The sequence below is a fragment of the Bradyrhizobium sp. R2.2-H genome (genome assembly GCF_004346455.1).
GTDB lineage: Bacteria > Pseudomonadota > Alphaproteobacteria > Rhizobiales > Xanthobacteraceae > Bradyrhizobium > Bradyrhizobium diversitatis.
On sequence record NZ_SMBR01000013.1, the window covers coordinates 203,482 to 227,289 of the forward strand.

Below are 23,808 nucleotides of genomic sequence, written 5' to 3' on the forward strand. Positions count from 1 at the left end.
TCATCAGATCGATGGACGCTGGTGCAGGTAGATCTTTTCGAACTGGCCAACTTCCTCAACTTTGGCTTGGTCAAGCAAGTGGAAAGTTCTGCGCTCGGTCGCGACGATTCCTTCTTGGCGAAGTTGTTGGAGAGTTCGGTTGACGTGCACCACGGACAGGCCGAGGCAGTCTGCCAGCTCGATTTGCGTGATTGGCAGCTCAAACGACCCGTTTAGCGTCCGCCCGATTAATGCGAGGCGCTCGTGGAGTTCCGCAAGCATGTGTGCCATTCGAGCGCGCGCTGGCCTGCGGCCGACATTGACAATCCATTCCCTGAAGATTGCGGAATCGACCAACGTCTCACGCCAAAGCGCAGCCGCCACGTTCGGACGCATTTTGATCAGTTCACGTAACGCATCGTGTTTGATGAAACCGAGCGTGCATTCTGTGAGCGCCGTTAGGTCATGGTCCATGACGTGCAAGTGAAGGCTTTGAAGGTCCGGGATTTCTCCCGGAATATGGAGTGACAAAATTTGCCTTTGTCCGTCTGGCGTTAGCTTCGACCGGAAGGCAAATCCATCAACGATCAGGCAGGACTCCGAAGGGCGGTCACCGTCGCGCACAAAGCGGTGCTGCGCAGCGACACGCTTGTTACGGATGGAAAGCTGTTGAATCGCCAAGATGTCGTCCTGGTCGAGCCGATTGACCTTGCTAAGCTTCTGAACGAGTGTAGTCGTCAATGTCCCAGGCATCACACCAATCCGGGCTTGAGGAAGTTGAGCCGGAAAGGGAAGTCGCCGCTCCGGCCGCTCAGGCGGGAGCGCAAAACTCTTACCCACGGCGCCATAGGGTCTCAGCCGATGATAGAGGGTAAGTACATGGTAGGGGGGAAGGTTCCAAACTTAACTATGTTAATCCAGTCGGATATGTTCGATCTCGAAGCGTAAGGCAATCCGCAGAACCGGGCCCAGATCATCACGAACTTCGATCGCAAGCGTTCTGATGACAGAGCCAGGCAGCACATCCTTGGCAAGTTCGGTCAATGCCGTCGTCGCCTGGGCCTTCACATCGTCCAAGGAGGCGAAGTCAAGGCCGTCATGGTCGGCGATGAAGATATCGTTGTCTCGTGAGTCGAAGTAATAGCGGGGCATCTTCCACAATCAGGAACGCTCACGTCCGTTCCTAGCCTTCGTCCGCTTTGGGTTGATTCTGTTGAAAAAGGCAGCGGTTGCGACGCAGAGGTATCAGTGATTCAGTCTGTCTAATTGGCAGGACTGAAGATCATGATGGGGCATCGGCAAGTCGAACAGGCTGCGTTGTTCTATGAGTTCTCACTCGAAAGGCACATCCCTGCCGACTACTTGCTCCGGTCGATCGATAGATTTGTCGACCTTGAACAGATTAGGCCGGACCTGGCGCCGTTCTACAGCAGTATTCTTCGATCGATCCCGAGCTGATAATCCGGATGCTCCTGATCGGCTACTGCTTCGGCATCCGGTCGGAGCGGCGCCTGTGCGATGAGGTTCACGTCAATTTGGCCTACCGGTGGTTCTGCCGGCTCGGTCTGGATGGGGCGGTGCCGGATCATTCGACCTTCTCCAAGAACAGGCATGGCCGCTTCCGGCAGAGCGATCTCTTCCGTCGCGTGTTCGAGAGCGTGTTGCGCGCTGCATCGAGGAACGACTGGTCGGCGGTGAAGGATTTGCAGTCGATGCGAGCCTGATCAAGGCCGATGCCAATCGGCAGAAGGCGATCGAAGGCGATAAGGGACTTCCGCCGGAGGCTGTCGGCCGAGCGATCGATGAGTATCTGGCTGTCCTCGATGATGCCGCTTTTGGAGCCGCGACCGAGGTCACCCCGAAGTTCGTGTCGCCCTCCGACCCGGCGGCGCGCTGGACGGGGGCGCACGGCGGTCAAGCCTTTTTCGCCTACTCGACGAACTACCTGATCGACATCGAGAACGCGATCATCGTCGATGTTGAGGCAACGACGGCTATCCGGCAGGCGGAGGTATTGGCCGCAAAGCGCATGATTGAGCGCTCGCTGGAGCGGTTTGATCTCTATCCGAGCCGGCTCCTCGGTGACAGCGGCTATGGCTCGGCCGAGATGCTCGCCTGGCTGGTCTATGAGCATGGCATCGAGTTGAACGTTACCGTCTTCGACAAGTCGGCGCGCACAGACGGGATCCTCTCGCGCGACGACTTCACCTATGACCATACTGGGGACATCTATCGTTGTCCTGGTGGCAAAGTTCTTACCACGACCGGAACGTTGGTGAATGATGGTGCCACCATTTACCTCGCCAGCAAGCGCGATTGTGATCTATGCGCATTGAAGGCTCGGTGCTGCCCCAAGCAGGCATCACGGAGAGTGCCGCGTTCAATCTACGAGGGCGCTCGCGACATGGCGCGCCAAATCGCGAGATCGTGGGAGGGAGGCACCTCGCGCCGGCTCCGCAAGAAAATCGAGATGTTGTTCGCCCACCTCATGCGCATTCTCAAGCTCGACCGTTTGCGTTTACGAGGTCCAAACGGCGCGCGCGACGAGTTCATCCTCGCAGCCACCGCCCAGAACCTTCGAAAGATGGCCAAGCTGATCCCGATGCCCACCCCGAGGCTCGCATAGAGGCCGGTAGCGGTTCGGCCACATCGCGACGGAGCCATTACAACGAAATACTGCCGGCCTTTTTCAACGGAATCGGTCAAAATGCGAAGAACTCAGGTTGAGCAAATCTGGGCCGCTCTAGCTCATCGAGCGGACCACCGACCAGCGTGGCGCAACTTCGCCGATGGGCCAACTGCCGACGTCTCAAGGAAACAGTCGCAGCCATCGGAACTTGATCAAGCGACCCAGATTGAAAAGGGCGCGTAGACGACCCGGATACTGGCAATGCATCCCAAGGTGACTTTTCTGGGTGTTGAGTCTTGTGACTTAACGACCGCCCTGCCTGTGGCCGATGTGATCTTGTTCGGCGCATCCGATGCTACGCCGCACGCTTGAGGCCAGACCAGCCATTCCGCCAATGCGCCCCACTTCATTCGTCGCGCGCTGAGTCACTATGAGAGCGATCTTAATCGGTGGGATTTTGATCAAGAAGCGGAGCTGCTCGCGCCAAGTAAATTGAACGTGTTGGATGGTGGAAACCTTGTGACGGATCCCATGACGCCTGAGAACAACCGCGACGCGATCAGGACGACCACGCAAGCAGTCCTTTCGGCCGGCGCGGTTCCGATCCTGCTAGGCGGCGATGACTCCGTTCCGATACCATTCTTCGAAGCATTCCGTGAAAGCAAAGGGCTCACAATCTTGCAGATCGACGCCCATCTTGATTGGCGTGATCAGCGAAATGGATCGGGCTATACATTTTCGAGTACGATGCGACGAGCCAGCGAATTGCCCTGGGTCAAGCGCATCGTGCAGGTTGGATTGCGCGGCATTGGCGGCTCTGGTCGTGCCGAATATGACCACGCAAAGGCGTGGGGCGCGAAGATCGTCACCGCAAGAGATATTCGGCTTCATGGGATCGCAGGCGTTCTTGAACTGATAGAGGACGACAGCGAGTGCTTGATTACAATAGATTGCGATGGTCTCGATCCATCAGTCATTCCAGGCGTACTCATACCGCAGCCAGGCGGATTGTCCTATTTTGATGTGATTGATCTCATGCGGGGGGTCGCGTCAAAGTGCAGAATAGTCGGGCTGGACATCGTTGAGTTCGTTCCCGAGCGCGACGTGCAAAATCTGGGAGCGATTGCTATCGCACGGATTCTCTGCAATGGCCTCGGTTGCATTCGGAAGCGAGCCATATAGCCACTCCTTTTGTCGCCATGCCCAGTTGCCGCTTTCGTCTGCTATGGGTCTTGGTCGTGTAAAAACTCTATTCCGGGGAAGCCGGGAGAAGGCCGGACCGGATCGACCTCAGGCCGCGATCGCGGCCATCAACGGCTTGGTCCCAACGATGTTCATAACCCGAGTCAGATTGTAGGCGAGGACCGAGAGGGCCATTTCGGCAGTTACTTTTGGGAGGGGTTTTGGTCAGGAAGTGCGCCGCACCAGCGCGCTTTCATAGTCCCGAACGGATGCTCGACGGTCTCGCGACGTAGTCGCATGGCGAGCGGGTTCGCATCGAGCCGCTGCTGCACGGCGTCGAGCAGATGCTCGTGTTCCCATCGCGTGATCCGTCGCTCGGACCAGGGCGTGCACTGGGATTTGATCGAACAATCCTTGCAGGCGTTGGTCCAGTAGCGCCGCAGCATCTTGTCGGCTTCTTCGTTTGTATAGCGATACGGAAACCGCTCCCCGGCCGGACAACGATAGGCGTCGTCCTCCGGCAAATACACAAAGTCCTGCTTGCCGAAGCGTCCATCCGACTTGGCGCCCGAAGTCATCGGCTTGGGCAGAGTTACCGTGACGCCGGCCTCGTGGCAGGCGAGGATCTCCGGGCTGCTGAAGTAGCCGCGGTCGGCAACGGCCGCGAGGCTCTCGGTCTGCAATACAGCCTTTGCCTGCCTGGCCATATTGGCGAGTTGCGCCCGATCCGAGCCGCTGTTCGTCACCTCATGAGTAATGATCAGGTGATGATCGGTATCCACGGCGACCTGCACGTTGTAGCCGACGACACCCGAACCGCGGCCGCTGGTTGCCATCGAGCGGCTGTCGGGATCGGTCAGAGATACCTGCTGGTCGGGCGAAGCCAGCATCTGCTTCTCGTAGACGGCAAGCTTGCCCATTTGCTCCTTCACCTTCGTCAGCTTCTCCTTGAGCCTTGTCACTTTCGCGGCCAGCGCTTGGGTCGGCTCTTGCCGGTCGGCGGTGTCAAGCTGGCTCAGATAGCGGGCGACGCTCTCTTCCAGTTGGGCACGCCGCCGCTCCACCTTTGCCCGCGTAAAGTTCCTGTCCCGGTTGTTGACGGCCTTGAACTTGCTCCCATCGATGGCAACGCTTGCGGTCGCGAGCAGACCCATCTCACGGCAGAGCTCGACAAAACGAGCACAAACTTTGCGCAGCCCAAGGCCGTTGTCCTACGGAAGTCCGCGATCGTCTTGTGATCAGGCACAAGCCGGCCCAGCAGCCACATCACCTCGACATTGCGCCCGGCCTCTCGCTCCAGCCGTCGGCTCGACTGCACCCGATTCAGGTAGCCGTAGATGTAAAGCTTCAGGATAACCGAGGGATGGTACGACGGCCGTCCGGTCGCCGCCGGGTCCACTCCATCGGAGCCCGTTTCCGCCAAATCGAGCGCATCGACAAACACGTCAATCACCCGAACCGGGTTGCTCTCGTCAATGAAATCATCGAGGGCATTCGGGCAGCAGCGTCGATTGCCCACGATCCGCCTCTTCAATGAAGCGCCTCATCAATTCTCTCCCGAGAATCATCGAGAGAATCATAACAGCGCAATCGCGTTTTCACACAGCCAGGGTCAATCGCGTCGGTCCGGCTCGACCAAACCTGCGTCCGGTTCCCCCCCACGACCGACTTAGAGGAGTCGAGCGGAGTCCGTCGCGATGGGCCACAATCGGACTTGTCGTGCATAAAAGAGGCCGCGAACTTAGCGAGCCCTACCCACTCCGGCGCTGCTGCTCCAGCGCCCGCAGCGTCTTCCCCGCTCGATCTAGAACGGCAGTGCTTTTGGCGAGAACGGAGTAGCTGCTAGCCAGAGCTTCGAGTTGGGACCGTGCGACTGGGTCGCGAGCGGCATTCGCAGCTCGGGCGAAGCGGTCAGCATGCGCCAAGTAGTCCGCGGCCGTCATCGTGGGCGCCAAACAAACGCGGGTTCAAAGCGTTCCTACGGTGGGCTTGGCAGGGCCCAAACTTCCTCGCGACAGCCATAGGGTCGATAGATTGGCACTAGGCCGTCGCGCTTCACGTCCAGGATAGACATCGTGTAGCGAGAAGGCATTTTGCACTTCGGACATGGCGGCCCAGCTGCGGGGGCAGAGGCGACGACGGCTCAGATTCCCTAGTTTCGGACACGACCCACCTCTGCAAAGGCGAGTTCCTATGTACCAAAGTGGACATATGTCTCTCAAACCCTGGCCAAGCGACTAACCTAATTCCGTTTGTGAACGACTGCTCGCCATACTAGCCTAGTGGAAACTCCCGAGGTGCGACCGGTCAGATGAACCTTGAAGACTTGTACCGGCTTCTGCGCAGCGAGCACGTCCAGGCGCAGGGGATCGTTGACACACTTGAAGAGCCCCTCCTTGTGCTTGACCAGGGCGGTTGTGTCCTCACCGCAAATCGTGGGTTCTACGAAACCTTCAGGGTGGCTCGGGATGACACCGTCGGACGCAGTCTATTCAGCCTTGGCGACGGTCAGTGGGACATACCCGAGCTGAAGCGCCTTGTGGGCGAGATCATACCCCGGACTACCGCTATCGTTGGTTATGAGGTGACTGCCGATTTCCCGACGATCGGTCCGCGTACAATGCTGGTCAGTGCGCGTCGCCTCGTTCACCCTGACAATAACAGCACGAGCATCCTCATCCTGTTCGAGGACGTGACCGAAAGGCGGCACAGCGAGGCCCAAAAAGACATTCTCCTCGCCGAAACGCGCCATACGGATGAAGAACCTGCTCGGGATCATTCGCTCTCTGGCCAATCAGACCGATGTGGAAGGCCGGTCAGCCAAGGAGTTACGCGATGCTTTCTTGGGACGGCTCCAAACTGTGTCCGAAGCCGAGACCCTCGGGCTGGCCGGCGGCACCGAGACCGATCTGAGTGTTCTGGTGGAGCAGTCGTTGAAGGTCGCGAGCCCGGAGCAATGCCGGCTGGTGGCGGGGCCAGCAGTTCGGCTCAGACCACGGCAGGTCGTGCCGATGAGCCTCATTCTGCATGAACTCGTCACCAATGCCTTCAAATATGGTGCTCTCTCCAAGCCCGGAGGGCTGATACACCTCAGCTGGCGCACCTCGGACGATCAGGGCAAATCCTTGCTGCACATCGACTGGCGAGAGGAGAACGGCCCACCCGTCACGCAGCCAACTCGCTCCGGCTTCGGCTCCAAGCTGATCGAACTCAGCGCCACGCAGGACCTACGCGGCTCCGTGGAACTGAAGTATGAGCCAGCCGGTTTGAGGGTGTACATCACCGCGCCTGTGGAGGCTTGAACCCTGAGGCCCAATTGCACGACGCTCCCCAAATCCTGGTTGTCGAAGATGAGTACCTCATCGCACTGGAACTCGAAAACCAGTTGAGAGCGGCCCGATGCGGCCATCCTCGACGTCAACCTTGCCGGGGATTGGGTCACCCCGGTAGCCGAAGTGCTCAAGGCGATGTCCGTACCCTTCGTTCTTGCCAGCGGCTACGTGACTGCCGATCTCAAAGGCGTCCCATTATTGCGCGATGCAGCCAATGTCGGGAAATCGTGGAGGTCCGAATATCTGATCAAGACCCTCCAGAGCACCTTGGACCGGACGTAGGGAATCTTGCTGCGAGGCTGGTGGGATCTTCATCTCAATCGACAATCCTGGCTCTGGGTCACCGGCCGCTTATCACTGGCTCGAAGCACATCGGAGTCGGGCCACCTGTTGCGCCTCGCTGCAACCCGGCGAGAACTGGCATCTGGCGCCAGAGCCCCCCTCTAGATCCGACGCATTCTAACATGCCTGAACCTCAGACCGGCAAACTCGACTAGAATGCGACTTTCCCTGATTGGGGGCATCTCATGTTCGACACGGCAACGACCGCGGTTTTGCGCGCGGTCCTCAATGGAGTACGCGAAAGCGTCTCGCAGCGCGAGATTGGTGCACGCGCTCACGTCGCATCGAAGATTCTGGAAGCAGCATCCAGAGGCGAAGTTTCTCGCGAGGGGCTTAGGCGGGTTGGCCGGGAAGCCTTGTCGCGCGCGCCCACGATGTGGCGCTGATCTGATCCGAAGTGGGGCGTGAACTTCCAGGTTACGGTCCTGAAGATCCTCGTGGCCTACCCCGACCGTTTTGCCGTCATGGCGGACCTCAAGAGCGACATGGCCATCCCGGCGACCGGCGGACGCGACTGGGCGGACCGGACCACGTGGGGCGCGGGTCGCCGACACGGTTGGAGCGGCACAAGGCGGGTGAGCTACCGTTCGGTTCGCCTGGCTGAAGAGGTGCCTCGCGCCAAGGCTGCCGGTCGAGACCCCTTCTGGGCTTCAGCTAAGCACGCATGCACAGCCGCTTTCAGTGAAGTGACGTAATCTGCACCGAGCCGCCGCTTGTTTCGCCGCTCGGCGCGTATGCGACGCCAACGAAGCAGAGATTCAATACGCCCGTGTAATGTAGCCTACACTCAGCAGGTCAAACCGGCAGCCGCGCCAAGCTCCAGCTCCAGCGGATCGCGCTCACCGCGCAGACTGAGACAAAGCAGATTGAGCGCAACCTGACGCCTGTTGCGAGGCGTGCGCATTCGGCTCGGAAGAGAGTCGACGACCAGATCGTAGATCGCTCCAAGTAACGACAATTCTTCAGGCGAAAGAACATTCCCTCCGAGCATCTCAATATGTCCACTGTCCCATCTGATGTCTCACCTCAATCACACGACCGTAGAGCGGGCGTTATCATTTGAGACTTTCGCATTGCGTTTCTACATCCACGGTTGGCCGCTACCACTTGTGTTAAGGAACGAGCCTCCTGTTCCACTCCGAGGAACGATTGTGTCTGCGTTGCTTTGTCGTTCGCAGAGTTCTGGTCGCCAAGGCTGCCATGGAGGACGATTGAATGCGCATCCTTCTGGTTGGGGGTACAGGGCTCATCGGGTCGGCCATCCACGCCAAGCTGTCCGCGGCAGGACATCATTGCATCCTGGTGTCGCGTCATCCGGCGGCGGCGAGCGATCAGCGCCACATCACGCTCGACGTCGCCCGGGCTACGGACGTGTCGAAATGGACGGGCCTTCTTGCCGGAATCGATGCCGTAATCAATGCGGCGGGCGCCTTGCAGGGACAGGACATGCGGGGCGTTCATGTCGCCGGAAGCGCGGCGCTCTACAGCGCCTGCGAAAGCGCAGGCGTCCGCCGCGTCGTCCTGTTCTCGGCCATCGGCAGCAATGTCGATGCCCCCAGTGATTTTTCTCGCACCAAGCGGGAGGGCGAAGCCGCCTTGATGGCGCGCGACCTCGATTGGGTCGTCCTGCGACCCTCCGTCGTGGTTGGTCGCGCCGCCTATGGCGGCAGCGCGCTGTTGCGCGGGCTGGCGGCCCTGCCGGTTCTTCCGGTCATGCCCGACACGGCGGCGATTCAACCGGTGCATCTCGACGACGTCGTCGAGACCGTCCTCTTCTTCCTGCAGCCCGGCGCGCCTTCGCGCGTCGCCATCGATCTGGCCGGCCCGCGGCAGATCGCCTTCAGCGACGCGGTCGCGCTGTTTCGGGCCTGGCTGCGCTGGAGGCCGGCGTACCGCCTGCAACTGCCCTCCTGGGTGGCTTCAGCCGCTTACCGGGCGGGAGACGTTGCGCAGATGCTGAGATGGCTAACGCCCGTCAACACGACGGCACAAGCGGAAATGCGCCGCGGAGCGACCGGCGATCCCGAGCCCTGGCGTCGGTTGACCGGCACTCCACCGCGCGATCTCGAAGCCGCGCTCGCGCGCGAGCCTGCGTCGGTACAGGAGCGCTGGTTTGCACGGCTGTATGCGCTCAAGCCATTGATCTTCGGCATCTTCGGCGCGTTCTGGATCGCCACAGGCATCATCTCGCTCAGCGCGGGCTGGAACATTGGCATGTCGTTGCTGCTGGAAGGCGGGCTGCAGGGCAACGTCGCGGCGGTCGTCGTCACCGCAGGCGCGCTCGCCGACCTCGTCATCGGCCTTGCCATCCTCTCGCGGCCTCTGAGCCGCTACGGGCTCTGGGCAGCACTGATCATCTCGCTCACCTATGCCGTGATCGGCACCGTCCTGGTGCCGCGGCTGTGGGCCGATCCGCTCGGCCCGATGCTGAAGATCTGGCCGGTGATCATGCTCAACCTGGTCGCCATGGCGATCCGCGAGGATCGCTGATGCTCTACTTCCTCGTGAAGATGGCGCACATCATCGGTGCCGCCGTGCTGCTCGGCACCGGGGCCGGGATCGCCTTCTTCATGCTGGTGGCACATCTGCGCGGCGACCCGCGCGAGATCGCGGGCGTCGCGCGGACAGTCGTGCTGGCCGACTTCCTGTTCACGGCGAGTGCCGTGATCCTGCAGCCGATCACGGGGACATGGCTCGCCTGGTCGAGCGGGTACTCCCTCGGCGAGGGCTGGGTGGCGGCGTCGATTGCACTGTATCTCGTGACCGGCGCTTTCTGGCTGCCGGTGGTCTGGATGCAGATGCAGATGCGCGATCTCGCCGTCGCAGCGGTCGCCAGCAACAGCGAGCTGCCCGCCCGGTATCACCATCTCTTCTGGTGGTGGTTCACCTTCGGCTTTCCGGCGTTTGCAGCCGTGCTGATGACCTTCTGGCTGATGATCGCCCGCCCGGCCGTTCCATTTTGGGATTAGGCCGGTCCACTCCAGCTTGATGGGCTGCTCATTGCGCCCGTTTCCAAATGTCCCGGGCCGGATTCGGCAAGCTGAAAGGCAAGCTTCAGGAACAGAACCCGACTGGCCGAGTTCGACCTGTTTAGCGCTACCGAGACCTGTTTAGCGCTACCAAGGAGTAACACGATGAGCCGCGGAATGCCGTCGATGACCGCACTTCTCGGACTGCTCGCAATCGCGGGGTATCAGAATCGGGACAAGCTGGCGGAGTTGCTCAGAGGCCCGGGGGCCGGATCCCTCGAACCGGCCAGCGCCCAGCAACCGCTCGGGGGCCTGCTCGGAAATCTGACGGGCATGCTGAGCGGGGCAGGTGTTGGAGGACTGTTGCAGGGAGGAATTGGCGAGCTTCTGGAGAAATTCAACGAAAACGGCCACGGCAATGCGGCCCGGTCGTGGGTCAGCTCGGGGCCGAACAAAGATATCTCGCCCCCGCAATTGCGGGAAGCGATCGGGCCCGACGTGCTCGACAAGCTCGAGAAGGAGACCGGGCTTTCGCAACAGGAAATTCTCGCGAGGTTGTCGCGCGAGCTGCCGCAGGCGGTCGACAAGTACACGCCGGAGGGGCGTTTACCGAGCTGACGGCCTTGTCATTGTCGCCATTGATTGATCAGAAGGAGTGGAGAATGAGCATTATTTGGACGATCGTTATCGGCTTCATCGCCGGCGTCATCGCGAAATTCATCATGCCGGGTGACAATGAACCCTCCGGGTTCATCCTCACGACGATCCTGGGCATCGTCGGTGCCTTCGTTGCCACTTACCTTGGCCAAGTCCTAGGCTGGTACCGTCCCGGAGAGGGGGCCGGGCTGGTCGGCGCGGTCGTCGGCGCCATCATCGTCCTCTTTGTGTATGGTCTGTTCGCCGGACGACAGCGGCGCGCGATCTGAAGAGCAGCAGGCCCGTCCGTAGCTACGTGCGTGCGAGCCGGTGCCAACATCCCAGCGAGCGAAGGGGCGCGCCATTGACGGCGAGCGTGCCCCTCGCCTTCGTCTCAAGGAAACTTCACGTCCACACGGGCAGCCGTTGCAGCGTCCATGCCGGCTTGCTTGACCTATCAACAACTTCTGCGCCGGTGTCGCTGATTTCTGCGACGACCGTATCCGAGGCTTCGCGCAGGGCCTGCGAGACCGCCCCGGCGCGCCGATTCAGGTCGGCCTTCACATCGTCGCTGACGTCGCCGATATATCTGTTTTCGAGCTGGGACGCGCGGAACGCGCCTGCAACGGCTGCACCGATCGCGACCCCTACGACACCGAGGACGAGGGGTTACCGTTCAAGCATATCGGTGAGTGACGATTTCGCGCTGTCGATCGCTTCTTGATCCGGGAAAGAATTGCCGAGCTTGCCGAATTGCTCCTGCGCGAAGGCGACGCCCTCGTCGAAGCGATCGCGGATGCTCTCGGCAGTTCCCGAGACCGCGTCGGAAGCGGCAGCTTTTGCGCCGCGAAACGCTTCTCCGACGCCGTGCGAGTCGTCGTCCATTTCAGGCGCGGTCGGACGCGCTACGGTCTGCTTGATCGCAGACGCCGCCGACCTCACACCACGCGACCCGGCCTCGGCGACGGGTGCGATAGCGTCGGCAGCCGAACGCGCCGCACTCTTCAGCGTCTGATCGCCGGTCAGCAACCAGAGCGCGCCACCTCTGATGAGCGCGGCGGCAAGCGGGTTTTCCCGGGCGGCGGTCACCAAACTGTCCATAAAGCTGATTTTTGTGCTGCTCATCGCACCATTCCCTTGTAGGCGCTGTTCAGCGGCCACCTACCGGATGACGGTGTGATCTGCGAGTCTGCGGATCGGTTTCGACCGTTAAGCTTAGAATGGACACAGTGCATACTGCTATCACGGAGCCGGTACGGCGGCTTGAAGTCTTCACTGGAGCCGGTCGTCGGCGGAAGTGGAGCGACGAGGACAAGGCACGGATCGTCGCGGAGATCGTGACGAGTGGCGACTCGGTGTGTTCGGTGGCCCGACGGCATGGATTGTCGCCTCAGCAATTGTTTGGTTGGCGCCGCCAATTGCGAGAAGCGGCAGGCGGTCATTCCGAAGAGGACGAAGTTCAGTTTGTGCCGGCGTTGGTGGACGCCGTGGTGCCGGCGCCCGCTGCTCGCCCGGAGCGCAAAGTGGTGCGCAAGGCAGATAGCGGGATCATCGAAATCGAAGTCGACGGCATCACGATCCGGGCCGGTCGTGGTGCGGACCCAACGATGATCGCGTAGATCGTCCAGGCGCTGAAGGCGAGTCGGTGATCGGTCCGTCGGGTGCGGTCCGGGTGATGGTGGCGACCAAGCCGGTAGACTTCCGCAAGGGAATGGAGGGGCTTGCGACCTTGGTGCGCGAGAGCATGGGGGCTGACCCATTCTCGGGTGCTGTCTATGTGTTCCGGGCCAAGCGGGCTGACCGGATCAAACTGGTGTTCTGGGACGGAACGGGTCTGTGCCTGTTCGCCAAACGGCTCGAGGATGGGATCTTCCGCTGGCCAAAAATCGAGGACGGCGTAATGCGTCTGTCGGCGGCGCAATTGTCGGCACTGTTGGAAGGGCTCGACTGGCGGCGTGTCCACGAGGTACGGGAGACGCCGGCGCCAACGCAAGCCGGATAGTCGTTGGTAGCGCCGCGGCGAAGTGAATCAGGGGCGTCGAGCGCGTCGCCAGATGACGGCGAATATGCTCTGAATTGGGTGTGAACGAAGCCCTGCCTGACGATCCCGAGACGCTAAAAGCGATGCTGCTCGCCGAGCGATGCGAGAGCGAGCGGCTGCGTCAGATCATCAAGGAATTGCAACGGCATCGGTTTGGCCGGCGGGCAGAGACGTTGCCCGAAGATCAGATGTTGCTGGGCCTGGAAGACGTCGAGCAGGTCGCCGCGTACAGCGAGACAGCACATGACGTCAGTGCACCCGAAGGCCCTGAGGCGCGGGGTCGCAAGCGCCGCGGCAACCGTGGTGCCCTGCCGGCGCACCTGCCGCGGATCGAGGTCGTCGTCGATATCGACAATAAGTTCTGCCCCTGTTGCCAGGGCGAGTTGCATCGGATTGGCGAGGATAGAAGCGAGCGGCTGGACCTGGTCCCGGCGCAGTTCCGGATTCTCGTCACCCGGCGTCCCAAATACGCCTGCCGGGCTTGCGAGGACGGCGTCATGCAGGCGGCGGCCCCGGCCAGGCTGATCGAGGGCGGGTTGCCTACCGAAGCCACGGTCGCCCAGGTCCTGGTCTCCAAATATGCCGATCACCTGCCGCTCTACCGGCAGGCGCAGATTTACGCCCGCCAGGGCATTGAGCTCGATCGTTCGACGTTGGCGGACTGGGTAGGACAGGCAGCCTTCCATCTGCGTCCCCTGCATGAGCGCCTCCTCGGCAAGCTCAGGCAACGGCCAAAGCTGTTCGCCGACGAGACGACGATGCCAGTGCTCGATCCCGGCCGTGGGCGCACCAAGACCGGTCAGCTCTGGGCCTATGCGGCGGACGATCGGCCATGGGGCGGCGTCGATCCGCCGGGCGTCGCCTACGTCTATGCCCCCGATCGCAAAGCCGACCGACCAATCGCCCATCTGGCAGGCTTCAAGGGGATCCTCCAGGTTGATGGCTATGCTGGCTATAGCAGGCTCGCCGAGCGTGGCAACGTTCAGCTTGCATTCTGCTGGTCGCACATGCGGCGTAACTTCTACGAACTGGCCACCCCCGGTCCCGCGCCCATTGCGAGCGAGGCGCTCAAGCATATTGCCGAGTTCTATGCCATCGAGAAAGACATCCGCGGCCGCAGCGCGGAGGAGCGTCGTCTTGCTCGACAACAGAAAAGCCGGCCGCTGGCGGAAGCCTTCGAGCGGTGGCTCCGCGCCAAGCTGGCGCTGATCAGTCAAAAGGGCAAGCTGGCCGACGCCGTCCGTTATGCGCTCTCACGCTGGGAGGGGCTGACGCGCTTCATCGATGATGGCCGCATCGAGCTCGACAACAACGCCGTCGAGCGATCCATCCGCCCGATTACGCTGAACCGGAAGAATGCACTGTTCGCAGGCTCCGACGGCGGCGCCCAGCACTGGGCCATCATCGCCTCTCTGGTCGAAACCTGTAAGTTGAACGACGTCGATCCGCTTACCTGCCTTACCGACGCTCTTACCAGGATCGTCAATGGTCATCCGAATAGCGAGATCGATCAGCTGCTGCCCTGGGCCTATCGCGCGCAATCCCTCAAAGCCGTGGCCTGAGAACGACGCTTACATTCCCTTCACGGTTTCCTTGTCCTTTTCGAGTTGGCCGATCGTTTCCTGGGGGGCCAGCTGACGCGCATCAAGCCGCTTGATGCCGATTGCGACCAGCACGGCGGCGATCGCCCCGCGATGATTGCCGAAGTCAGATAAGAGACGGGCTGCGACCATCCCGCCGAGATCAATGCGGCGGACAGAGCAAAAAGCGCCATCACGATCGCCGGGATCACCAGAACGGCGCCACCCACGATCAAGCCCAGCGCGCCGCCAATCTTCTGAAGCTTCTCGCCAACCTCCGCTTTGGCGAGGAAAGGCGGTAGCGCTCCAGTGACTCGAACCCCCGACGTGTGCCTGGACAGAAGCCCTTGGAACCCGAGCCGACTGGATTGAGGTCACGCTGCCCGCCGAAAGCTTTCTTGCTCCTCGCCGAGATTGTTTTGCTTCGATCGGAATTTGCTCACAGCTCTTCGGCTCGCCCGATGACCGAGCCAATCGATCAGAGCTCCCTGTTCTGTGCACAACTTACCGAGTGCGGAAAACACGACGGTACTGATAGCTTGTTGCTGGCTGCGCAGATGGTCCTCAACTAGCTTGTGTCGAGTGACATAACGGCACTATTTCCATCGGTCTCGGCTTGTCCGGCCTTTCCGTATACCGACTACCCGCAGGACAGCCGCCGGCTGTATTGGAATTGGGCACCTTGCCGTGAATCGTGGGTTTGACTCCCACTCTCTCCGCCAAGTTCAGCACCTAAGCAACTGATTTCAATAATGATTCCAAAAATGGAAAATTCGTGCCCCTACTTGTGCCCTATATCGGTTTGGCGGTGCTCCTTTTGCACTGCCAAAAATCGATAACGGGAATGTGAGCGTCGCCGAATATTGTTCGGGTCGGTACAAAAAGCCGACGGTGCGAATGGGGTGCCTCTGCCTATCGGTGCGCGCACGGCCACGCCGCCTTGCTCGCAACCAAAGCAAGAGTCGCGTAGCTCTGATGCATTTGCGATGGGTTGTTGTCGATCCATCGCGTAATCACCAGGATGATCGTAGCGCTGTCCGGTACGCAAACCCTCAGCGGCTCCTGATAATACTTTCCGAACTGCTTCAGCATTAATGCCATCCCCATACAGGCTCCGCCGAAGAAGTCAGTGGAACGCTGAAGGACCGCTGCCCTGCACTTGGGCTGCCAAAAATTGGCGCTGTTCGTGTCCTCTTCGCTGAATGCAGCGAATGGCCAAAACAGTGATACCAGCAGGATCAAAATCCACTTTGGACATTTTACCACTCCGCTAGCTGGAGGGTCCCGTCGATGATGGCTTTCGTGGTTTTGTCGCTGTTAGGCCTGTCGCCGCTTCTTGCTGCTTCCTCTGTCCGGCTATTGCCGCAAGTTCAGCCTGCTTAGCCGGCGCTTGATCTTCCTGGACCAACAAATAGCCCTTCTCCGCCATGCACCCGCGCTGCACCGTATCTGCGGCAGCCGATCGTTCCGTCGCCGCCGCTATGCCGGCCATCCCGCCTCCAGCAACGGTTACACCCGATAGGCTAGCCTTATTGCGCTCTCCCAAACAGGCGGTGCTATCCAGCTCGAATTGGGTCTGAAGAGATGGATTGTCGATTGCGCGCTGACCATCTGCGCGAAGCCAAAGCATCTTTGGTGCGGCGGCACAGCCAACCAACACAGCGCAAAACGCCGCAAGGATTAAAGTACGCATCTCCCCCCGAAATCGGGATATCCAAGCGCAACTTTCGAGCGAGGGCAAGACGCGGCTCAACATTTCAACTTAGGATTCGGCGCCTGTTGTGCGGCGTTTGCCGGATCGCCTTTTGAGCCTGACCCCAGCACCGCCACCGTTCTCCGGGATGAACTCGACGCCGGCCTTTTCGAGGGCAGCCACAAGCGCGTCACCGGTCTCGGCCCTGCCGCCAACGTCACCATCCGCAGCTTCCAATCTCTTGACGGTCGGAACCGATACGCCTGACTGATTGGCTAGATCATCCTGCGACCAGCCGAGCAAAGCCCTGGCCGCTTTAATCTGCCGAATTGATACTTTTAGTATTGAAATAGGCTTCGTCCTTGTGAGATACTTTTAGTATCAGATAACAGGTCAACGAGCAACCCAGATGAGCAACAGCACCTCCACGGTGAACGGCGAAGCTATGCCTTCAACCATCGTCATGGTTCGTGAGCCCTTTTTGGTTGCCAAGCCGCGATCGTCGGCCAACGCGCTCCGCTCCAAGATCATGATCGAGGCCCACGCCCGCGCGAAGGCCGACTATGCCGATGAACTGTCCTGCCGCGGTCGCGCCCATCACGTGAACCGCCCCTACAGCTATTACCTCGGCCTGCAGATGCGCAGCGGCTTCGCTGAGGCCCGCGTTGCGCGGACTGACATGGCGCCGGCCTTCGAGCTGCCCGCTCAGCGCTGGGCCTGAGGAGGCCCCCATGATCATCGAGACCACCGCCAACCAATTCTACCGCGTCACGGAGACCGGAAACCCGGACCTCGCTCACGTCTGGAATGGCGTGCAGGTCAAGCGCTCAAAGGGTGCTTGGGTCGACAAGGCCAAAGCCCGCATCGAGCTCGTCCGCAAGGCCGGCTCCAAAATCGTGGAGAAGTAGACCGATGCTTTCCCCTGTCACCAATACCTTCCGCGTTCGCGTTCCAGCTCGCCTGCTCCTCAAAGGCGACGTCATCAGCTCCGGTGAAACCGTGATTGCTGTGGAGAGAGGTAGCCGCACGCCTAGGGGCAAAGTTGAAGTCCTGCTGGAAAAGAGTGGTCGTCGCCGACTCGCCCTGTGGGGCGCGGGCACGACGATCAATGTTCAACGGGAGACCTCGAATATGACTACCGTACCAGCCACACAGGACACGTCCGCAATTCCGCTCTCTGACCGCTTGCCGACCTTTGATGAACTGGCAACCTTCGACGCGGGCGCAGCATGGGACCGGCTCTCACCGGAGCAGCAACGCACGATCGGCATGCTGGCGTTGCGCTTTGGCACCGTTGGCCAGTGCGAGGAATTTTATCACGAGACAATCGAGAGCGTCCGTAAGGGCTTCATGTCGAGCCATTGGACGCCCCAGGTTCAAGCAACTGCGGTTTGGCCGCGCTTGCATGTCCAACTGATCGCCAGCGCAGCGCAGGAAGCGTTCCAGTCGCTCTGCGATCACTTCGATCCCCTTTGGCCGGAACTGTTCGGCTGGCAAGCCAGAGATGAGGTGAAGTAATCGGCCTGCCATGACTCGCGACGGCTGAGCGAGGGCGGAACCATCCGCTCGGCCCGCGCACTTCACCCCACCACATGACAGCAGGATGACGCCAGCAAAGCCAGTACCGACGCGGACGATTGCGGCGCCCGCGTCGGCTTCACCACCGATTTTCAACCCGGATAGGATTTTCACGATGGCAATGGAAGCCAACTCCCAAAATGAGCAGAGTGCAATCAGCAACGTCATTGCATTCCGCCCGACGCGCCCGGCGCTGCCGACCATCTCGTGCAACGATACCGTCTATGTCCCTCGGAGCGCTCAGATCCGAGAATACACTACGGAGAGCGCGCGAAACCTCTTTCTGCGCCAAGAGCGTAGAAGGTCATGGCACATCGGAATGCTGCGGGTGGGCTACTATCGGGCAGCACTCGACATGGAGCACGCTATAGGCTGCATGCATTACTGGAAAGGGCCGGAGGCCCGCCATCATCCGAACTACGACAAGGCTGCTCGCGACGAGATTTCGCGCCGCCATCGCAGAGCAAATGCTGCGCCCGGCTTCAAGATTGTCCGATGTCGAGTGGAAGCGGAGACAGCTCGGCCAGAACCGGTTCAAATATTCCGGGCTGAGCGAGGAACGCGCTCGGCAGGCTATCAGCGAAGATATGGCATTTCTGGATGCCCATCCTGTGAAGAAAGCCAAGCGTGTCTAAGCCGGCCGGCGGCTCGGCTGACACGGGGGCGCCGCGAGGCGTCCCCGTTGCGGCTCACCGGCTTTAAGACTCATCACGAGCCTACGGGACTGCGCTTTTCTGATGGCGCGGCGTGCCGTCGGTAAGCCCCGACTCAGGCGGTCAATCAGCCGCCGGCGCTTCTGCCGGCATCACCCAATGAGAAAGGCTTGGCTATGAACATCGAACAGCAAACAAGCGCTCAGTGTGCGAGTGCTGCACCGTCAAAGAGCGGTGAGCAGTTTCTCTCCAATGTCTACGCGTCGCGCAGGGGCCGCTCCCCGAGCGAGCCCAAGGGAATGGCAAACGCTGACACCGTCATGGCTCGCCTTGAGAGTGGCCTGCCGTTGAAGGACGCGTTGATGCCCGGGGCCTCCTATGACGGTTGGCATTCTCACTGCAAGCTGTTTCCGGAATGGGCGGCGAAAGCCAAAGCGCTGGTGGAGCGCAACGCCGAGGCGGGCAAGGTGAGTAAGCTCGAGAAGTTAGGAGTTTTCCGCAAGCGCGCAATGACGCACTGCAAGCGCGGGCACGAGTTCACGCCTGAAAATACGCTGCTCAGGAAGCTGGGTCGCGAATGCAAAGCCTGCAAGATCGAGCAGCTTACCACTAGGGGGCCATCGCTAAGTCCCGCGCAGAGGGCAAAGGTTATCGAGGCCATGAGACGCGGCCTAACGTACTGGGCCATGAGAAAGCTAGTCGATATGAACGCATTCTATCGCACTCGGCGTCGCGACCCAGAGTTCGATGCCATTTGCCGCGAGTGGGCGTCAGGCGCCCGTAAGCGGATGCTCAGGCGCAAAGTTGCGAAGAACGGTCGTCAACAATACGAATGGATCTTGGCACTGATCCCGCAGCATCTGCCGCGAGATCATAAGGACGAGATCGTCGGGTTGGTGATCGAGGCGCACAAGCGCCGAACCTTCCGGAAAAAGCCGTTCGGCATTAGGCGCACCAAAGAGCGGATGAAGGAATTTGTCTCAGAGTTTTACAGGCAGAACCCCACGCAGGCTTACGGCGGGATAGACTCGCCTTGGTCGTTAGATGCGCCTATCGGTCGCGAGACGGATACCAAGCTTGGCGAGACCGTTTCGGAAGGGCTCTGGTAGAGCTCCCGCACTCCGTCAGCCTCAACCGTCCAAACTTACTCTTCACATCCGGGCACTGGCCTGTCGGCCAGTGCCTCACGCCGGTCTTTCAGTTCCGAGACACGATGGTGTCTCGCATTGTATCGCATGGCGCTCCGTGGCGAGGCCGCCGCCACGGGATACGGGAGTGTGCATGGCGGCGGCCACTGACCGGCACCACTGGGACGGCCCGGCCGGCTGGCCATCCTATCGAGCTCGTGGGGCCTGTCCACCTCAGCCGGCCCGCCGTTCAGAATCGCGCGCGTTGTGGCCTGGACGATCGCAAACATACGGGAGTGATCGTTCAACTCATTGCTAACCATCCCAGTCGCGGGCCGTATTTGCCCGGCTTTACTCGACCCTGTTTGACGGTTCTCCTTACGCTTCGGCTGCATCGCCAGCTCAATTGCGGGTAGGAAAAGTTTTTGAAGCCTGGGATGAAGGGCGTAATCGCAATGGTTCGAGTGTACAGATACCTTCTGCAGGATGGGATCTTTCTCCTCGCTTTGGCTTTCATTGGCCTCGGCATAGTCGTGAACTTCGAGGTGTTTACCGGCGAAGCACAGATGACCACGGCATTAGTCCAGTTTGATGAGGCTCTCGCTGTTGGTCTCGTGGTTTGCTTCGGTCTATGTTGGCGTCTGTTTGCCGCACAGCGGCGCGAGATGATCCGACGCGCGAAGGCGGAGCGCCGAGCTCGGGAGCTGGCGCATCTAGACCTCCTCACTGGCCTTCCCAATCGCCGCCAGTTCGACAAGGATCTGAAAAGTGCCATTGCGGCTCCGCCGAGCGCGGAAGCGATTCATGCAGTATTCTTGCTGGATCTGAACGGCTTCAAGCGCATCAACGACGTGTACGGACATCATGTTGGCGATGATGTCCTTCAGCAAGTGGCCCTCAGATTGAATGCGGCCGTGCGACAGGGTGATCTGGTCGTCAGATTCGGCGGGGATGAGTTCGCCATTCTTGCGCGGCAGCTTAGCAGTGCCGAACAAGCAACGAGCATCGCGCGTCGAATCATAGCCGAGATCGAAGCTCCCCTGCGAATTGGCAATATCGAGCACAAGATCGGTATTGGGATCGGCATCTCGCTCTTTCATGACAGGAGAGACGAACCAGCAGAAGTGGTGCGACGTGCCGACGTCGCACTCTACAGGGCAAAAGCAGAGCACCGCTCGGCAATGCGCTTCTATGATGAAGAGATGGACGCGCGACTGCTGGAGCGAGATCAGATCGAACGTGACTTACGCGTCGCCGCGCTCAATGGACAGATCCATCCATTCTATCAGCCAATCGTGGATCTGCGAACCAACAGAGTTACCGGATTTGAGGCGCTTGCGCGGTGGTTCCACCCTGATCGCGGCGAAATTACGCCAGACCGCTTCATTCCAGTAGCGGAGTCGTGTGGTTTGATCGATAAATTGTCTATCGACCTTCTACGCGAGGCCGCCAAAACAGCGACGTCATGGCCGGCGGACGTCTATCTTTCCTTCAACATCTCCTTACACCAGCTGAAAGACCGCACATTCGGGCTCAAAGCGTTGCGTGTTCTGGGAGAAATGGGGCTTGCTCCGCAACGCCTGGAGATTGAGCTCACCGAATCTGCATTGGTGCAGGATCTCGAGGGGGCGCAGGCGGTACTCGGAACGCTTCGGGACGCCGGCGTGAGAGTTGCGCTGGACGATTTCGGGACCGGCTATTCCAGCCTTTACCACCTGCGCAACTTCCAAGTCGACCGGATCAAAATTGACCGAAGCTTCATCAGCGACGTCGCGGATGCGCCAAACTTCGTTCGTGCCCTATTAGGGCTGGGCCGTGGATTGGGGTTAGCTGTGACCGCAGAGGGCGTTGAGCAAGTTCATCAAGCTGAAGTGCTGCTAGAGCAAGGCTGCGAGCAGGCGCAGGGTTATCTTTTTAGCCGGGCTGTGTCTGCCCATGAGACAACCAAGTTCGTTCAGCTCGGCCGGAATGCCGCCTAAATCTAACTTGCTCCGTCGTTCAACGCATGGTCCCATATCTGAGCGTCGCATCTGCATTCGTAGAGGCACTCGGACCCATATGGCCGCGGATTGTTTTTCACAAGGCGTGGCCATCCCTCGCGCCGAGGGCACCTGAACTCTCGACGCCTCATCCGCCTACACTAAGAGACAACCCTTCGAACATCAAAGACATCGTTCGCTCAGTTGCAAGACGAATACAAACGAGACCGCCATCTTTGGCTATCCCTCGCGAGCGCAAAGAAGCGGGTCTGATCGACCTTGGCTATCTGCTACAGACGCCGCGGCGAGCGGCGGATGGCGATCTCTCCAGAAGAGATCGTCGTCGGCAGTTTGACGTTCCTGCATTCGAGCGCATTCTTTTTGTGCAATCCAGGCGCGCGGGGGTTCTGGCAAGCTATTTGCTAATCACACAGGATGCCCAACTTCCACTTCAAGCTCACGGATACCAGGATTGTCTCGGATCACGGCGTTCACGATCTGGCAGACAACACCTCAGCTCAGATTGAGGCAATCGAACTAGCTCGCTCGTTGCGCGCGACACGGCCGGAATTGGCAGGCCGCGGCTGCTCCGTCTCAGTCGTTGACGAAACCGGCAAAACGATCTGCCTCATCCCTATTGATGATATCTGATGCACAATCCTCCAGCGCGCCGCGGGCCAAACGCAGACGTCGCTGGCAGTTTCGATGTTAACGCCATTCGATTTCATATGCATCAATGGGCTGCTGAAAGCCTTTGAGATGGTGGGCGCCCAAGCTTGACACTTGCACGCGATCCTGGATGCAATCCTGCACAGCCTTTGACACCAGAATGGCATCGGGTTTGGCCAACTGACACAAACGAGCAGCCAGTTGAACGGTCGCACCGAAAAGGTCATTGCTGTCAGCAATCGGCTCGCCGACATCGATGCCAATTCGCACCTGAAGCTTCTCCTTGCTCGCCAGATTGAAGGCTTCAAATGCGCGCTGGATGGCGCGGGCGCATTGCACGGAGGCAGATGCGTCGGCAAAGGATGCCATGATACCGTCTCCAGTATGCTTCACCACATGACCTCCCTCGTCCTTCAAGGCCCGGCGCACCAGCGCGTCATGAGCCCGAACCATCTCCACTGAACGGGCATCGCCAAGTCGCTCTGTCATGCTGGTAGAGCCAACTATGTCGGTGAACATGATAGCTCGCAGCGCCGAATCGAATTTGACATCGTCTGCCCCGCCGCTAGGTGCCGGGTCGGACACCCTTCCCAGAAAAGCCTGGACCGCCGAGAGGTCTACTTCGATGACATCTTTCGCTACGTCGCCGTGAGCTTCGTCATGAACCCTCATCGCCGTTCGGATATCCGGTGCGTCAATGAGACAGAAGCCCGTACCGCGCGATTCATCAAACCAGTACGTTAGAAAACGAACGCCGTATCGATCTTGCACTTCCAAATCTTTGCGATGGGCCTCGGCGATATCGGCAGCGGTCAGCCCCGAGAGATCATGTCGGTCAAGGAAAATTGGCATCGGCAGCACCGTATCCAATTCTTCGAAATATGGCCTGAAGTCTGCACCAAGCTTGGAGTACCGAAAGTGCCAATCCCTGCGTCCTGATATCAGCTCGGGCCACATGGTGCCTATGATAGCCCATGTGACGACTCCATGGCGGACCTACCACAAGAGCCCACCCGATGATCGCCCGCTCTATACCCGGCGCTGAACGATCCAGCACGTACCGGGGAAGCGGGCGGGACTTGAAGACTTGCCTGGCTCAGGTGCCAAGCGCCGAAGGTGGCCGCTGTCCAGCTCTATGACGATCCGACAGGCTGAAGAGTCACTCACCAACGTCTTGAGGACCGTTCCGTCTCCTAGAAGAATCGGCAGGTCCACGCCACGAGGTGGGACAGTCTGGCCTTTCGCGGCGGAGATGAGCCATACCGATGCACCGGTCTCAAGCGTCCAATGATGCGTGTGCGCCGACCAATTCAACCGCATTCCTCGATCGTGTCCCCTGGCGTGGTGTAGCTGGCGGCGGGTTACCGCGTTCTCCGGCGAGAGCCGGGCTGGTCAGCTGGCGATAGCCTGAAGGCTGAC

The 23,808-nt window shown here is 60.1% G+C and carries 25 protein-coding genes and 5 pseudogenes; 19 read left to right on the top strand and 11 right to left on the bottom strand.

Annotation, left to right across the window (positions count from 1 at the left end; genetic code table 11):
- Positions 1 to 3: 3 nt before the first annotated feature.
- Both EDE08_RS29790 and EDE08_RS29795 read right to left on the bottom strand, forming a co-directional pair.
- Complete coding sequence (locus EDE08_RS29790; RefSeq protein WP_131872372.1) at positions 4 to 732, bottom strand: Crp/Fnr family transcriptional regulator; 729 nt, start codon at positions 730 to 732, stop codon at positions 4 to 6.
- A gap of 159 nt (positions 733 to 891) precedes the next feature.
- On the bottom strand, positions 892 to 1,131 hold the full coding sequence (locus EDE08_RS29795) for a DUF6894 family protein (protein ID WP_131872374.1): 240 nt from the start codon (positions 1,129 to 1,131) through the stop codon (positions 892 to 894).
- A gap of 132 nt (positions 1,132 to 1,263) precedes the next feature.
- Here EDE08_RS29795 and EDE08_RS29800 point away from each other — a divergent pair.
- Together EDE08_RS29800 and EDE08_RS29805 are read left to right on the top strand one after the other, a co-directional pair.
- A pseudogene (locus EDE08_RS29800) lies at positions 1,264 to 2,605 on the top strand (transposase).
- A gap of 405 nt (positions 2,606 to 3,010) precedes the next feature.
- Positions 3,011 to 3,790 (top strand): annotated as a pseudogene (locus EDE08_RS29805) (arginase family protein); the annotation flags it as partial.
- Between the two features lie 108 nt (positions 3,791 to 3,898).
- Here EDE08_RS29805 and EDE08_RS29810 read toward each other — a convergent pair.
- Positions 3,899 to 5,337 (bottom strand): annotated as a pseudogene (locus tag EDE08_RS29810) (IS1182 family transposase).
- A 764-nt stretch (positions 5,338 to 6,101) separates the two neighbouring features.
- On the opposite strand from EDE08_RS29810, the pseudogene EDE08_RS39520 reads away from it, so the two are divergent.
- The 4 genes and pseudogenes from EDE08_RS39520 to EDE08_RS29830 form a co-directional block, all read left to right on the top strand.
- Positions 6,102 to 6,437: pseudogene (locus EDE08_RS39520) on the top strand (PAS domain-containing protein); the annotation flags it as partial.
- A gap of 109 nt (positions 6,438 to 6,546) precedes the next feature.
- Complete coding sequence (locus tag EDE08_RS39525; protein ID WP_349627703.1) at positions 6,547 to 7,092, top strand: sensor histidine kinase; 546 nt, start codon at positions 6,547 to 6,549, stop codon at positions 7,090 to 7,092.
- A 557-nt stretch (positions 7,093 to 7,649) separates the two neighbouring features.
- Complete coding sequence (locus EDE08_RS39215; protein WP_131872376.1) at positions 7,650 to 7,850, top strand: hypothetical protein; 201 nt, start codon at positions 7,650 to 7,652, stop codon at positions 7,848 to 7,850.
- 18 nt (positions 7,851 to 7,868) lie between these two features.
- Entirely contained in the window at positions 7,869 to 8,159 is a 291-nt protein-coding gene (locus EDE08_RS29830) for a hypothetical protein (RefSeq protein WP_131872378.1), read from the top strand.
- 92 nt (positions 8,160 to 8,251) lie between these two features.
- Here EDE08_RS29830 and EDE08_RS29835 read toward each other — a convergent pair whose 3' ends face one another.
- A complete protein-coding gene (locus EDE08_RS29835) occupies positions 8,252 to 8,455 on the bottom strand; it encodes a hypothetical protein (protein ID WP_131872380.1) in 204 nt (67 codons plus the stop codon).
- Between the two features lie 224 nt (positions 8,456 to 8,679).
- Here EDE08_RS29835 and EDE08_RS29840 point away from each other — a divergent pair, with 224 nt between their 5' ends.
- The 4 genes from EDE08_RS29840 (at position 8,680) to EDE08_RS29855 (ending at position 11,359) form a co-directional block, all read left to right on the top strand.
- Positions 8,680 to 9,954, top strand: a complete 1,275-nt coding sequence (locus EDE08_RS29840; RefSeq protein ID WP_131872382.1) for an SDR family oxidoreductase — start codon at positions 8,680 to 8,682, stop codon at positions 9,952 to 9,954.
- Positions 9,954 to 10,433, top strand: coding sequence for a DUF2269 family protein (locus tag EDE08_RS29845; RefSeq protein ID WP_131872384.1), 480 nt, complete (start codon positions 9,954 to 9,956; stop codon positions 10,431 to 10,433). The genes EDE08_RS29840 and EDE08_RS29845 overlap by 1 nt, the downstream gene beginning before the upstream one ends.
- Positions 10,434 to 10,598: 165 nt before the next feature.
- Positions 10,599 to 11,051, top strand: a complete 453-nt coding sequence (locus EDE08_RS29850) for a YidB family protein (RefSeq protein ID WP_131872386.1) — start codon at positions 10,599 to 10,601, stop codon at positions 11,049 to 11,051.
- A gap of 44 nt (positions 11,052 to 11,095) precedes the next feature.
- Positions 11,096 to 11,359 carry a GlsB/YeaQ/YmgE family stress response membrane protein gene (locus EDE08_RS29855; RefSeq protein ID WP_131872387.1) on the top strand — a complete coding sequence of 88 codons (264 nt, stop codon included), beginning with the start codon at positions 11,096 to 11,098 and terminating at the stop codon, positions 11,357 to 11,359.
- A 115-nt stretch (positions 11,360 to 11,474) separates the two neighbouring features.
- Here the strand turns inward: EDE08_RS29855 and EDE08_RS39530 are convergent, their stop codons facing one another.
- Both EDE08_RS39530 and EDE08_RS39535 read right to left on the bottom strand, forming a co-directional pair.
- Positions 11,475 to 11,633 carry a hypothetical protein gene (locus EDE08_RS39530; RefSeq protein ID WP_349627704.1) on the bottom strand — a complete coding sequence of 53 codons (159 nt, stop codon included), beginning with the start codon at positions 11,631 to 11,633 and terminating at the stop codon, positions 11,475 to 11,477.
- Between the two features lie 105 nt (positions 11,634 to 11,738).
- Positions 11,739 to 12,194 (bottom strand): hypothetical protein, encoded by a 456-nt coding sequence (locus tag EDE08_RS39535; protein WP_349627705.1) that lies wholly within the window; start codon positions 12,192 to 12,194, stop codon positions 11,739 to 11,741.
- A gap of 95 nt (positions 12,195 to 12,289) precedes the next feature.
- Here EDE08_RS39535 and tnpA point away from each other — a divergent pair, with 95 nt between their 5' ends.
- From tnpA to tnpC, 3 genes are all read left to right on the top strand, one after another.
- Positions 12,290 to 12,688, top strand: coding sequence for an IS66-like element accessory protein TnpA (gene tnpA / locus EDE08_RS29865; RefSeq protein WP_131872389.1), 399 nt, complete (start codon positions 12,290 to 12,292; stop codon positions 12,686 to 12,688).
- 26 nt (positions 12,689 to 12,714) lie between these two features.
- Entirely contained in the window at positions 12,715 to 13,071 is a 357-nt protein-coding gene (gene tnpB / locus EDE08_RS29870) for an IS66 family insertion sequence element accessory protein TnpB (protein WP_045004130.1), read from the top strand.
- A gap of 122 nt (positions 13,072 to 13,193) precedes the next feature.
- A complete protein-coding gene (gene tnpC / locus EDE08_RS29875) occupies positions 13,194 to 14,672 on the top strand; it encodes an IS66 family transposase (protein ID WP_131872431.1) in 1,479 nt (492 codons plus the stop codon).
- 9 nt (positions 14,673 to 14,681) lie between these two features.
- Here tnpC and EDE08_RS29880 read toward each other — a convergent pair.
- From EDE08_RS29880 to EDE08_RS29890, 4 genes and pseudogenes are all read right to left on the bottom strand, one after another.
- Positions 14,682 to 14,980, bottom strand: a pseudogene (locus tag EDE08_RS29880) (phage holin family protein); the annotation flags it as partial.
- Between the two features lie 622 nt (positions 14,981 to 15,602).
- Positions 15,603 to 15,797, bottom strand: a complete 195-nt coding sequence (locus EDE08_RS39720; RefSeq protein ID WP_502700649.1) for a Rap1a/Tai family immunity protein — start codon at positions 15,795 to 15,797, stop codon at positions 15,603 to 15,605.
- Positions 15,798 to 15,816: 19 nt separating this feature from the next.
- Entirely contained in the window at positions 15,817 to 15,948 is a 132-nt protein-coding gene (locus EDE08_RS39415; protein WP_283810576.1) for a hypothetical protein, read from the bottom strand.
- A 504-nt stretch (positions 15,949 to 16,452) separates the two neighbouring features.
- The gene (locus EDE08_RS29890; RefSeq protein ID WP_131872433.1) at positions 16,453 to 16,734 is read right to left on the bottom strand and encodes a helix-turn-helix domain-containing protein; all 282 of its coding nucleotides are present in this window, start codon (positions 16,732 to 16,734) and stop codon (positions 16,453 to 16,455) included.
- A 58-nt stretch (positions 16,735 to 16,792) separates the two neighbouring features.
- On the opposite strand from EDE08_RS29890, the gene EDE08_RS29895 reads away from it, so the two are divergent.
- The 6 genes from EDE08_RS29895 (at position 16,793) to EDE08_RS39725 (ending at position 22,371) form a co-directional block, all read left to right on the top strand.
- Positions 16,793 to 17,104 (top strand): hypothetical protein, encoded by a 312-nt coding sequence (locus tag EDE08_RS29895; RefSeq protein ID WP_131872391.1) that lies wholly within the window; start codon positions 16,793 to 16,795, stop codon positions 17,102 to 17,104.
- Between the two features lie 10 nt (positions 17,105 to 17,114).
- Positions 17,115 to 17,291, top strand: a complete 177-nt coding sequence (locus EDE08_RS38660; RefSeq protein ID WP_165936259.1) for a hypothetical protein — start codon at positions 17,115 to 17,117, stop codon at positions 17,289 to 17,291.
- A gap of 4 nt (positions 17,292 to 17,295) precedes the next feature.
- Complete coding sequence (locus EDE08_RS29900) at positions 17,296 to 17,901, top strand: hypothetical protein (protein ID WP_131872393.1); 606 nt, start codon at positions 17,296 to 17,298, stop codon at positions 17,899 to 17,901.
- Positions 17,902 to 18,790: 889 nt separating this feature from the next.
- Positions 18,791 to 19,723 carry a hypothetical protein gene (locus tag EDE08_RS29905; protein ID WP_131872395.1) on the top strand — a complete coding sequence of 311 codons (933 nt, stop codon included), beginning with the start codon at positions 18,791 to 18,793 and terminating at the stop codon, positions 19,721 to 19,723.
- A 455-nt stretch (positions 19,724 to 20,178) separates the two neighbouring features.
- On the top strand, positions 20,179 to 21,720 hold the full coding sequence (locus tag EDE08_RS29910; RefSeq protein ID WP_131872397.1) for a putative bifunctional diguanylate cyclase/phosphodiesterase: 1,542 nt from the start codon (positions 20,179 to 20,181) through the stop codon (positions 21,718 to 21,720).
- A gap of 435 nt (positions 21,721 to 22,155) precedes the next feature.
- On the top strand, positions 22,156 to 22,371 hold the full coding sequence (locus tag EDE08_RS39725; protein ID WP_502700647.1) for a DUF6894 family protein: 216 nt from the start codon (positions 22,156 to 22,158) through the stop codon (positions 22,369 to 22,371).
- Between the two features lie 57 nt (positions 22,372 to 22,428).
- Here the strand turns inward: EDE08_RS39725 and EDE08_RS29915 are convergent, their stop codons facing one another.
- Positions 22,429 to 23,241 carry a nickel-binding protein gene (locus EDE08_RS29915; RefSeq protein ID WP_131872435.1) on the bottom strand — a complete coding sequence of 271 codons (813 nt, stop codon included), beginning with the start codon at positions 23,239 to 23,241 and terminating at the stop codon, positions 22,429 to 22,431.
- Positions 23,242 to 23,808 lie beyond the last annotated feature (567 nt).